General features: G+C 50.1%; 9 protein-coding genes and 1 pseudogene. 4 read left to right on the top strand and 6 right to left on the bottom strand.

What is annotated here, in order from left to right; all coding sequences use genetic code 11:
- Positions 1-189: 189 nt before the first annotated feature.
- Positions 190-1,491, top strand: coding sequence for a DUF4249 domain-containing protein (locus tag BGO59_RS32065; protein ID WP_293691136.1), 1,302 nt, complete (start codon positions 190-192; stop codon positions 1,489-1,491).
- Positions 1,492-1,752: 261 nt separating this feature from the next.
- Here the strand turns inward: BGO59_RS32065 and BGO59_RS32060 are convergent, their stop codons facing one another.
- The gene (locus tag BGO59_RS32060; protein ID WP_293691134.1) at positions 1,753-3,003 is read right to left on the bottom strand and encodes a hypothetical protein; all 1,251 of its coding nucleotides are present in this window, start codon (positions 3,001-3,003) and stop codon (positions 1,753-1,755) included.
- Between the two features lie 193 nt (positions 3,004-3,196).
- Here BGO59_RS32060 and BGO59_RS32055 point away from each other — a divergent pair, with 193 nt between their 5' ends.
- Both BGO59_RS32055 and BGO59_RS32050 read left to right on the top strand, forming a co-directional pair.
- Complete coding sequence (locus BGO59_RS32055) at positions 3,197-3,826, top strand: DUF305 domain-containing protein (RefSeq protein WP_293691132.1); 630 nt, start codon at positions 3,197-3,199, stop codon at positions 3,824-3,826.
- 41 nt (positions 3,827-3,867) lie between these two features.
- A complete protein-coding gene (locus BGO59_RS32050) occupies positions 3,868-4,446 on the top strand; it encodes a DUF305 domain-containing protein (protein ID WP_293691130.1) in 579 nt (192 codons plus the stop codon).
- 161 nt (positions 4,447-4,607) lie between these two features.
- On the opposite strand, the gene BGO59_RS32045 is transcribed toward BGO59_RS32050, so the two are convergent.
- The 5 genes from BGO59_RS32045 to BGO59_RS32025 all read right to left on the bottom strand — a co-directional run bounded on the left by BGO59_RS32045 (position 4,608) and on the right by BGO59_RS32025 (position 11,447).
- On the bottom strand, positions 4,608-7,451 hold the full coding sequence (locus BGO59_RS32045) for a multicopper oxidase domain-containing protein (RefSeq protein WP_293691128.1): 2,844 nt from the start codon (positions 7,449-7,451) through the stop codon (positions 4,608-4,610).
- Between the two features lie 94 nt (positions 7,452-7,545).
- Positions 7,546-8,058, bottom strand: a complete 513-nt coding sequence (locus BGO59_RS32040; protein ID WP_293691126.1) for a DUF305 domain-containing protein — start codon at positions 8,056-8,058, stop codon at positions 7,546-7,548.
- A gap of 99 nt (positions 8,059-8,157) precedes the next feature.
- Entirely contained in the window at positions 8,158-8,379 is a 222-nt protein-coding gene (locus BGO59_RS32035; RefSeq protein WP_293691124.1) for a heavy-metal-associated domain-containing protein, read from the bottom strand.
- Positions 8,380-8,430: 51 nt separating this feature from the next.
- Positions 8,431-10,722, bottom strand: coding sequence for a heavy metal translocating P-type ATPase (locus tag BGO59_RS32030; protein WP_293691122.1), 2,292 nt, complete (start codon positions 10,720-10,722; stop codon positions 8,431-8,433).
- 128 nt (positions 10,723-10,850) lie between these two features.
- Positions 10,851-11,447 carry a helix-turn-helix transcriptional regulator gene (locus BGO59_RS32025; RefSeq protein WP_293691168.1) on the bottom strand — a complete coding sequence of 199 codons (597 nt, stop codon included), beginning with the start codon at positions 11,445-11,447 and terminating at the stop codon, positions 10,851-10,853.
- Positions 11,448-12,013: 566 nt separating this feature from the next.
- Between BGO59_RS32025 and BGO59_RS32020 the strand changes: the two are divergent.
- Positions 12,014-12,490 (top strand): annotated as a pseudogene (locus BGO59_RS32020) (heavy metal translocating P-type ATPase); the annotation flags it as partial.

Below are 12,490 nucleotides of genomic sequence, written 5' to 3'. Positions count from 1 at the left end.
TTCAGAAAAGGCAGCATTTTGTGAGAAAATGTAAAAGTATTTGCCTATTACCATTCGTTGTACTTCCTCTCCCAAGCCAGCAACTAACTACTGCTAGAAAGACTTGCTTATGCGCTTGACCAGCTTAGGCTGGTAGATGACTCCTGCTCATGGCTTTCTCTAGTTTAGCTGTTAGTTGATCCCTGGTTTATGCGTTCCGCTACCTGGCAGCTTCTTCTTGGCTGCTTACTTGGTCTACTCCCTCTCGCCTGTGTGGACCCCGAAGAGCTACTGCTGCGGGGCACGGTCGATATTATCGTCGTCGAGGGCACGATTACCAATCGAGCAGAACCCCAACTTATTCGGATTAACCGCTCTAAAGCCGATCCGCTCACTGGTCGATTTGGCACGACTCCCATGACCAAAGCGAAGGTGGAAGTGGTAGTGGATTCGGCTCAGATTATCCCCTGTCACGAAACTCAGGCGGGCAGTTACCAGCTGCCCGCCGATTTTAAAGGCCAAATTGGTCATGCCTACCAACTACGCTTTGTTTTGCCCGATGGTAGCCACTATCAATCTAATCAGCAAATCATGCTGTCAGTCCCTCCAATTCAGCGAATCTACGCGCAGTTCAATCCGGAAAGTCTGGCACCCGGGGAAGCGATCGGTGGTAGCTACAGAGCGGCTCATGACTTTTTCCTCGACGCCCAGGACCCAGCCGGTCAGTCTAATTACTACCGTTGGGAGTGGACACTCTGGGAAAAACAAGACTGGTGCCGTTCGTGTGCCATGGGGGTCTATTCAATCAATACGGTCTTATCGAGGTATTCCGCTAACGGAGCTCCCATTTTCGTTGCCGGGGATTCCCTATTGGAAGACTGTTTTTACCCCCCGGCCACAACCATTGGTCTGGAACGCTATTTTGTCTATGATTATTCATGCCGTAGCCAGTGTTGGGCTGTCATCCACAGCCATCAACTCAATGTCTTTGCCGATACCTATACCAATGGCTCGTTGCTAACAGGGCGAAAGGTTGCTCAAATTCCTTATTATCAACATGCCTCTTGTTTGGTGGAGATTCGGCAGACGGCGCTCAACCCCCAAGCCTATCAATACTTTAAACAGTTCGAAGAACAAACCCAGAAAACGGGCAGTCTGGCCGATTCTCCGCCAGCGGCATTAGGTGGTAATATTCACAATAGGGCTGATGCACAAGAAGGGGTGGTGGGTTATTTCACTGCGTCGGCTGTCTCATCGACTCGCTATTGGTTAGACCGAACGGATGCCACTAAATTGCCTTTAGGCGCCAGCGACCCGGCAGGTGCTTCGGGTTTGCCCGGTGCCGAGTTATTTTATGCGCTCAATGGCCGTCAACCCAATCCTGAGCCGTCCCCACCCAATACTCCCACGGTACAGATTCTATATAAGTCCCTGACGACTCGTCCATTCACGGCCATCTGTGAATCCAATGAGAATCAAACGCCGGTTAAACCCGAAGGTTGGCGAGACTAATTTTGTTCAATAATCTCTTGTATGTTAGCTAAAGTACAAAACCTTAGGCTAAACACGGTTTCTCGAAACGCCCGAATTATTGATACCCCCTCGTCTCAAGTGGGAGCGTTTTTGTGAGACTGTTGGGTATAACCAAACAAAGAGGTGGCTAGACACTATCGGCAAATTTCCGACCACAGCGGTGGGCCGCATGTATCTAAAAGATAAATGATGTTATTTAACACAAGAAAGGTGTGCTGAAATAATCACTCAATTATCGATTTACACAGAGCGGGCAATCTTCTCCAACACCCGGTAGCTATCACCAAATTTGCATAGCGCATCACAATGGGTCCGAAGCTCAGACATGAGCATGTAGCGAATAGGGGTATTCGTTTGCTTAATTGATGGACGGGTTAACTGAATTTCAACTTCTTTCCGACGGCTGTCAGGGACAACTAAATAGAGCGTAGTGGCATGATCGGGTAGCGAGCAGACTAAATCCGTCAATCGTAAAATGCCAGAGTAAATAGAGGTACTTTTCTCTACTTCGAAGGCACAAATAATTCGACCGGTGCCTTTTTCTAACCAGACAATGTCAATTAGGCCGATCGTCTGGCTCGTTTCAGCCGAGACAGGTAGGGGAGGAAGAGCAGGTAAACTCAGGAAGGAAAACGAATGTCCGTTATAGTGACGGGACATGTCATTTCGGGCAGCGGCCACGTCGTACCCCAGAGCTCGACCAATGGTTAGCAGGTGATACTGCATCTCGCTATGCGTATGTTCTTCCTGTTGTTCATCTACCACACCTTTGTGGCGTTTTTCTATTTGTTTCTGAAGCTTTTCCCGATCAACGGCCGGTTGATCGGCCAGTCCCGGCACCAGCAGGTTACCCGCTCCCACCTCGAATAACAAACCCGCCAGGGCACCCAGGTCGTTTGACAGCACAGACCGGTACTCGTTGTTTACCGTCAGCATCTTTTCGCGGATGGCTAGGTATTCCGACCACGATCCTAGTTTCCGACGCTCATTAAAGAGTCGGTTATAGCCATTAATGATCGCCGTATTAAAAGGGGGGACCCAGGTTGGGTGCAAGAAATAAAGAATACTGGCTACGGCGGGCCCTAGGCCTTTGATCTTATACGCATCCAGTTTGTGAATTTCGTTGACGATGGTTTCGGGTTTGGTGGCCTTCAGGCAGCATTCCAGAAACTGGCCAAAGTATCGCTTGTGGTCCTGATTCTCATAAATATCTGGAATACGCAGCTTTGGTTTCCAGTAGAAAGGGTGCGACGCGCCTTCAAATACCTGTTTCTGCTCGGTAATGCAGGTAAGCACAAACTCAAGAGAACTGCCTTTGAAATCGTTGGGAAACGAACCGTCTTTAATGTCACTGATGACTTGTAAGACGCCACGCCGAATCGAGCGAAAGGCTTTCAGGCGGTCTTCATTGTGCAGAAACCAACTTTGGTAAATCAGATTCGGGTTTTGTTTGTAGTCGTCAATCAGGCGGGTAAAGGAGTCAGCAAGCATGATAGGGGGTAAAGCAACAAGTCAGGTGACTAAGTTGATGGATGAAAGGCAGATAAACAAGTGACTGCAACTAAATCGAATGACAATATGCTATTTGGATCCGTAAATTCTATAAGTATAAAGGGGTAATCTTGTAAAAACTCAGGTCAATAACCACAAGTTATGTAGAGGAACAAACGCATATCTCAACGCAATGAAAAGTAACGTATTTAAACTAGCTGGCTTCTTCGTACTGATAGTGGGAGCTATGACCGCCTGTACTAAAAATAGTGAGGGTATAACACCACAGGAACATGATGCCAATGTTTATCAGCAGATCATGCATGCGAACATGACGCAGATGAATGCTATGAAAATGACAGGAGATGCCGATCATGACTTCGCGATGATGATGCAAATGCACCACCAGGGTGCCATTGACATGGCTAATCAGGAACTCAAGAGTGGTACTGATCAACCTATAAAAACTATGGCACAAAACATTGTTACTTCCCAGACGGCAGAAAAAGCCCAATTTGCCCAGTTTCTTAGCAGCCACCAGCCAATGGCATCAGCGGCTGGTCAGTCCTTCGATATGATGGCTATGCAGGATATGGATAAAATGATGAAAGCGCAGGATACCCGTATCCTGACGGGCCGGTCCGATGTAGACTTTGTTGCGCTCATGATCGATCACCATCAGAGTGCTCTCGATATGGCACAGACTGAATTAAACTACGGTACGGTTGAGAGCATGCGTCAGATGGCTCAGAAAATCATTGCTGAGCAAAAGGCCGAAATTAGTCAGTTTCAGGATTGGCTTATCACCAACAAGCCCTATTGAGGAGTTGTAATGTATCATTTATCTCTAACTAACGAAAACGGATGAAAACGAATAAATTCATTGCAGCGGGACTGGGTGTGGCACTCCTGCTCACTCAACCAACGCTGGCTCAGAATCCTGGCAATGCCATGATGAAGTCCATGCAATCGGGCATGAATCAGATGATGAGCATGAAAATGACCGGCGATCCCGATCATGACTTCGCCATGATGCTTAAGATGCATCATCAATCAGCCGTAGAAATGGCTGATTTAGAGATTAAGCAGGGTAAAAATGCTCAGGTAAGAAAAATGGCTACCCAGATTAAAGCAGCTAATCAAAAAGAGATAGGAGAATTGACGCAGTTTATGAGTAGCCACAAACCTCAATCATCTTCGTCCAAGTTAGGACAAGAAGGAATGAAAATGATGCATAGCGGCACCCACTCCATGAACGGCAATATTGACCACGACTTTGCCAGTATGATGGCCCAGCATCACCAGCAGGGCGTTGATATGGCCCGTGCATCTTTGAAGGAAGGAAAGACGGAGAGAATGAAGGCAATGGCCAATAACGTTATCAAGGTGCAGACTAAAGAGATTGGCGAATTAAAGCGGCTTGAAGCAAGTCTGAAGGGTTGATCAACGCGATTAAGCCACTACCAATAAATGTATAATAATAATTCTGATTATCAGTGTAATAACTGGTATTACGAACATGATTGGAGTTAGGTTAACCATTTCAGTAAGGGAGTTAATAGTGAAGTAAAAAGGGTTTGCCGACCGGCAAACCCTTTTTATAATCAGAAGTTATACCCCAGCCCGCCCCCAACAGTGCGGTAACGTGTGTCATAATCGGTGTGTAGAAAGAGGTTCTTGCTGACTGTGTATTGCAACTCAACGTGCGCGCGCAGGTAGCCTCCAATCAACCACTGAGTCTGATACTGGAAATCTAAGCGGGGAAACAACATCTGCTGCCCATTGAGTTGAAAACGGACGTTGCCACGTGTGTCGAGTTTAACCTCTGACTGAATCAAAAACGGCAACATATACCGAATACCCGCCACCGCCCGGATGATGCGTTGATCCCCAGTTGGCTGTCCTTCTTCGGGCCGTATCCGGCGCAGGAATTCCTCGTTACCTCCATCTATTCCAGCAAATACCCGAAACCAATCGCCGAGGTAGCGTTCATAATCCAAATCGAACTCGAACCGATTTGTGCGCCAGTCGTGGTCACCCCCGGCAACGATGGCGTTTTTGTTAGTAGAGACATTTAGATTAAAGTAGTTGATCGGATAACCAGGTTGCAGGAAGCCCCAGACAAACGGCTGATTGTCGCGCATGTCGCGCAGGTGAAGTTTTTGAATAGCAGCGATGGATGAGTCCGGTTTGTCGCCATAGCTAACCACGCGGGCCATTCCGCTGAGCATATGATACAGCAGATGACAGTGAAAAAACCAGTCTTTCTCGTCATCAGCCATAAACTCAATCGTGACGTTTTCCATGGGCGATACGTTCACCGTATGCTTCAGGGGTGAATACTGACCCTGCCCGTTCAGTACGCGGAAGTAATGACCATGCAGGTGAATCGGGTGCATCATCATGGTATTGTTCGTCATACGGACACGCACAATTTCGCCCCGACGGATTTGAATCATGTCGGCTCGCGAGAGTGGCTGTCCGTTAAAGCCCCAGATGTAGCGGAACATATTGCCCGACAGGGTGAGCGGTATTTCGCGGATAGGGCGATTCGCCGGAAAGACAATCGGTTCGGAAGACCTGAGAATGCTGTAGTCGATGGTATTCTGCTCGTCCATCATGTTCATCCCTTCCATACCCCCGCCCCCACTGCTCATTCCTTTCATCCCGGCCTTATCGCCAGTTTTATTGTCCATGTTCATTTTACTGTGATCCATGCCAACCATGTCATCCGGCTTTTTGCCGTCCGTTTTCGTAGTGGGCATCGAATCCATTTTCATGGCCATGTTACTATGGTCCATGCCCCGGTCCACCGACGCGGGCATGGAGGAGTGGCCCATCTGTCCATGGTCCATCCCCGTCATGTCCATCTTACCATCTTTGGCCGTTTTCATGCCACCCATGTTCATGGCACTATGATCCATCCCAGCCATTGATCCAACCGCTTTTGACGGCTTTGAGGCTTTTTTTGCCGGAATCGCCTGCTTGGCAGACGGCTTATCACCCATATCCATCTGGCTGTGGTCCATCCCAGCCATCGGATCCTGCTTTTTCGGTTTGCCGGGTACGGCCTGTGCTGGCTTAGTCTGTCCCGTCTGCATCTGACTATGGTCCATGTTCCCCATGATTGGTTCTTTGGTGCCCGGTTTTGCTGGATTTACGGGTTGTTGGCTAGCCCCATGATTCATCCCGGCCATATCGTGCAGCATGGGGCCGTTCATGTCGGAGTTAGTCTGAGCAGTTGTGTCGGTTTTGCCCATGTTCATCGTACCCATGCCCATCCCCCCCATTCGACTCATGTTGGCGGTTAATTTATACAGATCGGGGCGGGGGACAGTGGGGGCGTACTTCGCCTTACCCTTTCCCAGCAAAGCCGTTGCGTAACCAGAACCGTCTTGTGCCGTCGCCCGTACTTCAAAAGCGCCACCGTTTGGGACAGTGACAATAAAGTCGTAGGTCTCAGCAATGGCAATTAGCCGCCTGTCAACGTCCACCGGTTGCACATCCAGACCATCGGCAGCGATCAACTTCATGGGACCACCGGCATAATTAACGTGAAAATAGGTGGACGCACTGGCGTTGATAACCCGAAGCCGAACGGTTTGACCTGCTTTGATTTCCGGGTATCGAACCGTGTCTTTTCCATTTACCAGGAACCGGTCGTAGTAAACGTCGGAAATATCCATCGGTGCCATTTTCATCATCGACTGCCGCAGGTACGCCCCCACGGCCTTGTGCTGAATAATGCGGTTGAGCGATTGGACATTGTTTTTTTTGATCGAGTACCATTCGTTGCGCCGTTTCAGGTTTTTCAGGATATGGGCCGGATTTTCATCCGTCCAATCCGACAGGAGTAACACCAAATCATGATCTACTTTGTGAGTGGGCTGCTGAGGTTGAATGGCAATCGAGCCGTATACGCCAATCTGCTCCTGATAGCGCGTGTGGGAGTGAAACCAGTACGTACCTGACTGAACGAGGGGGTACTCAAACGTGTAGGTGTCGCCCGCATGAATAGGGGGGGTATTCAAATACGAAACACCATCCTGTTTGTTGGGGAGCAGGATGCCGTGCCAGTGCAGCGAGGTTTCTGTTTTCAGTTTGTTATGAACCCGAATAACGGCTACATCACCTTCTGTAAACCGCATGGTGGGTCCGGGAATCCCACCGTTTATGGTCATGGCCTTTTTGGGTTTGCCCGTAATATTAACCATCTGCTCATCAATGACCAGATCATACGGTACCCGTTTCCCTGTCGGCTTTACGTTCGCCAACGCCTGTGGCCGCGACACGGGCAAACTTGTTTTGACAGCTGGGAAGTTAGACTTGTCAGGATTGTGAGGTTGCTCAGCCGACCGATTGGCATCGGGCATTGTGTGCTGTTGATGTTGTCCGTAGCTGGCCGTAAACACCAGAACAAGATAGGTGATGAGAAAAAAACGTTTCATAATCAGTGCTTTCGAATTATAACTTAATAAAACAAAAAGCTCTACCTTATAGCAGAGCCGTTTATAATTAACAGGCCTGTTCTCTCAATCCTCTTTACTTATCCAGTTCAGCGATTTTGTTCTTCATTTGCCTGATTTCTTTTTCCTGTGCTGAAATGATATCCTGCTGTAACTTTTGCAGTTCGGGATCGCTGAGTTTGGCCGCCCTAGCCATCAGAATGGCTGCGGCATGGTGCGGAATCATCGACTTGGCAAACTGCTTATCGCCAACCGCCGTTTGAACACGAATGAGAAAAAAAAAGCCGACCAATGCTAGGGTACTAATCGCGACGATTAGAACATTCCGCTGTTTATTTGTATACATGGACGACATCAATAGTACTTCGATAATAAGCATTGGCATTGTCATCAGGCCAGCCATGTACAACTGATTGACGTTCGGAATTACATTTTCAAAACGGTCCACCATCGAGTACATGAGGATGTACATGGAGAAAAAGGACAAGACTCCCATGATGGCTAATTTGCCGTAGTGGTTTTGCCCAGCCATCGTGTGGCCCTGCTGCATTGACCGAACCTGGTCGGTCTGTTGATTATGTGTTTCCATAAATAGATTTGTTGAGTATCAGTAAAACAAATAAGCTGCCCCACCGGATAGTGGACCAGCTTATAAGATTAAGACCATACCGTTACAAAATTTTAGAAATCAGGGCCGTGGTATTGGGTCTGCTTTATAGCCTGCCCGTTCAACCGCTTTTCGGACCTCCTCACCAATGCGGTTGTCCGTTGTCTGCACGGTTAGAATCTTATCCGGACTGGCGGTGTCTACATTCCAGCCATCGAGTTGTTCGATGTCATTGAGAAAAGGCGTTACGGTTGCCACGCAACCACTACACTTAATGTTTGTCTTGAAATTCAGCGTTTCCATGTTCGTTGTTATTACTTGGTTTATGTCTTGTTAAACTGTTCCCTTCATTCATCACAACTTAGTCGCCCGTAGCCGCAGGCTATTCGTAACCACTGACACGGAGCTAAGCGCCATCGCAGCCCCAGCAATCATCGGGTTCAACAAAAAGCCGTTCACGGGGTATAACAACCCGGCTGCAATGGGAATCCCAATCAGGTTATAGATGAAGGCCCAGAATAAATTTTGCCGGATGGTCTGCACGGTTTTACGGGATAGTTGCAAAGCCTTGGGTACACTATTCAGGTCGGAGGTGATAAGTGTCATTTTTGCTACATCCATCGCGATATCGGAGCCGCGTCCCATCGCGATGCTGACATCAGCCTGCGCCAGTGCCTGTGAATCGTTGATACCATCGCCGATCATGGCGACGACTTTGCCCTGTGCCTGTAGCTGTTTGACGAATTCCGCTTTATCGGCGGGTAGGGCCTCCGCTCGAAAGTCCTTTAGCCCAACCGCTTTGGCAACCGCCCCGGCCGTCTGGGCATTGTCGCCGGTCATCATGTAAACAGCAATGCCTTGCTCGTTGAGGGTATGAATCGCTTCGCAGGCGGTTTGTTTAACCGGATCGGCAATGGCTATCACGGCCAGAATGCGTTTTTGGTCAGCGAAATATACCACCGTCTTGGCCGCTTCCTGCCAGCTTTCGGCTACCTGTTTAATGGCGGGGCTAACCGTAACCGCCCGTTCTGCCAGCAATCGGGCGTTGCCAACCAGGTAGGTTATGGCTCCAACCCGGCCTACAACCCCCCTACCAGTCAAACTCTCGAATTCGTCCAGGGTTGTTCCGGTTACCTTTCTGCTACGCAACTGCTCAACGACGGCATCGGCCAGCGGGTGTTCAGATTGGGCTTCCAGGGCATAGAGGACCGGCATTACATGGGCCACCTCATCGTCGCTTACTTGCCAAGCCAGATCCGTTACGGTGGGTTTACCTTCGGTAATGGTGCCGGTTTTGTCCAGCACAACGGCATTGACTTTGTAGCCGAGTTCCAGGCTTTCCGCGTCTTTGATGAGGATGTTGTTATCGGCTCCTTTACCGACGCCGACCATGATGGCTGTAGGAGTAGCCAGCCCCAGCGCACAGGGACACGCAATGACCAGCACGGTCACAGAGGTTAACAGCGCGTGGGTGAACGGTCCGCCGTCGCGGGCGTTTTCACCACCGAAGAACATCCAGGCTCCGAACGTTAGTAGAGCGATGCCGATCACTACGGGTACGAAGATACCGGCAATCTTATCGACTAATTTCTGCACTGGGGCTTTGCTGCCCTGTGCTTCCTGCACCATGCGGATAATTTGCGCCAGCACAGTTTCACCACCCACCTTTTGGGCCCTGAAGCGGAACGACCCTTTTTGATTGATAGTCCCAGCAAAGACGGTTTCTCCGGTTCGTTTGACTACTGGAACCGCTTCGCCCGAAATCATACTTTCATCTACATACGATTCCCCGAATTCAACAACCCCATCAACTGGAATCCGCTCACCCGGTCGTACGACGATGAGCTGACCGACGCGCACTTGTGCGATGGGGATGTCGCGTTCGACCGAATGCGGCCCGGCTCCGTCCTCGACAATTCGTACGGTCTTTGGTTGCAAACCCATCAGCTTCTTGATAGCCGACGAGGTATTTGATTTGGCCCGTTCTTCGAGCAGCTTGCCCAGCGAGATGAATGCGATCACTACCGCAGCGGCTTCAAAATAAACGTGCGGGTGCAAACCCCGGCTATGCCAGAACTGAGGATTTAGTGTGTTGAAGGCACTAAACAGAAAGGCGATGCCTGTTGACAGCGCCACCAGCGTATCCATGTTTGTTTTGCCATACCGGGCCTGCTTCCAGGCATTCACAAAGTAGGACCGACCCAGCCAGAACACGACCGGAGCCGACAGAGCCATCATAATCCAGTTGACGTACGGGAGGTCCATAAAGAACATACCCAGCACAACCACCGGAACGGATAGAATTCCGGCCCACAAGGTTCGTTTTCTTAATGATTCGTACTGTCGCTGTTGCGCTTCCTGTTGTACCTGCTGAGGATCGTCAACGTCGACCACTAAGTCGTAGCCAATGGATTGCAGTACCTGCTGCATCCCGGACGGGGTAATCAGTTTAGCATCATACTCGACCGAAGCCGACTGGTTGGCGTAGTTGACGGCCGCTTTCGCAATGCCGGGTGTATGGCTAAGCATGGACTCGACACTGACGGCACAAGCTGCGCAGGTCATCTCCAGTACTGGAAACGTTTGGCGGGTTAGCTCACCCGTAGTTGCGGATTTTGCAGGAGCAGTAATGGGTTGGGTCATCATGGTTTCGTCAATTTATAGGGCAAAGGTCGCCCCGCCTACCACCCATTTCGTTATACAATTACCCCGGCCGCTTGTGAGATTTTAGGGGATGCCCAAAGATGAACCACCACCGGCCTATTGGTTGCTGCTTACAGAGTCCCCTGCTGCAATACTTGCTTCTGTTGACGTACCTGACGGAAATAGGAAGGAGTCAAGCCGGTCTGCTGCCGAAACCGGTTGGAAAGGTGTTGCACACTGCTGTAACCCGTGCGGTGAGCAATCTCAGTGAGGGTCTCATCTGAGTACACCAGCCATTCTTTCACCTTGTCGATTCGCCGGAGGATAATATACCGTTCCAGCGTGATGCCCTCTGTTTTTGTAAACTGACTGCTGATGGTGTCATAATCTAGACCTAGCGCGTCCTGAATCTGGGTTGATAGTCGGCGGTTCTGCCGGTCGGAAGGCCGCACCCCCGCCGGTGCGGATCCGATGTTGCTTTCGCTAAGGTCAGTCGCCTGGGCGAAATAAGAATCAACAAAGGTTTTGGCTCGCTGGTGAACGGTCATTTTCTGTTGATCCTCCAGAAGACTAAATCCCTGCTTCGATAAAACAGTCTGGATGCGCTCAATGTCATTCGACGTTAAAGCGTCTCGAAGTGTGACCTTTCCTAACTGAACTGTAAGGACATCGAAACCAGCCTGAGTTAGTTCACGTTGAACGACGTCGATGCACCGGGCGCACACCATGCCCCGAATTCGTAGCAAACCTGCCTGGTGTTCCGCGTTACCGGCGTTCTGATCGTCCGGCTGAATCGCTTTCATTATTGTTGGCTCCATTTCTATCGGGCAATATCTCACGGGGTCGCCGGCCGGTTGAATGCCGACCTGACTACTTACCCCGTCACGCACTGGTGGAAGTAATTGCAGTGTACTCAATACGATAACAAACAAAGCTATGGGTATGAGTGATGCAGAGGCTTGCAAAATTCGGGCCTTGCCTTGCAGAATTTTTGTAGTATGGCCTTTTTTAACGTCCAGCGAGTTAAGTTGATGAGCTAGCGTGTTTTGCGCTTTCAGAATACACAACGAATGCTAACGGATCCAGGAATATGACGCATCAGCACCGGTATATGATACACGGCTTAACGACCACCGAGCAGGCCGAAGCCATCCAAAAGCGTTTGATTGGTCAGCCGGGCATCATCGACGCCCGGCTAACCGTTGACCCACCCGAAGCGTTGCTTACGGTTGAGCATCATCCTTCCGCTGCCGACATACAGCAACTGGTTTCGACGGTCGGATCGTTTCATGTGATGGAAGCCCGTGATGAGCCAGCCCCTATACATACCGACCATCAGGCAAGCGGGTTGCCTGCCAATCCCACCCATGACCACGAACCAAATGCAAACCGCGTAGGGTCTGCTGCCGAATCACCCGCTGAACAGAAAGCACTGCAACATATTGGGCACGATGGCCACAGTGGACCCGACAGTCCCCAGCAACATCAGGGCGGCATAGGGATGGAACATGAGTCGATGGATCACGCCCAGATGGATCATTCTAAGATGGGACATGGTAAGCAAGGCGGTCATGGGGGACACGGGGGGCATGATCATGGAGCCATGATCGCCGATTTTTTACGCCGGTTCTGGATTTGTCTCGCCCTGTCGGTGCCGGTTGTCCTCCTGTCAATGATGTTTCGCGACCTGACGGGCTACACCCTTGACTTCCCCTTTCGGAATGGGGTGGTGCTGGTGCTTGCGTCCATCATTTATGGCTACGGCGGCTGG

The sequence above is a fragment of the Spirosoma sp. 48-14 genome (assembly GCF_001898575.1).
GTDB lineage: Bacteria > Bacteroidota > Bacteroidia > Cytophagales > Spirosomataceae > Spirosoma.
The sequence above is the reverse complement of the archived record's forward strand: the minus strand, read 5'-3'. Positions and strand labels throughout refer to the sequence as shown.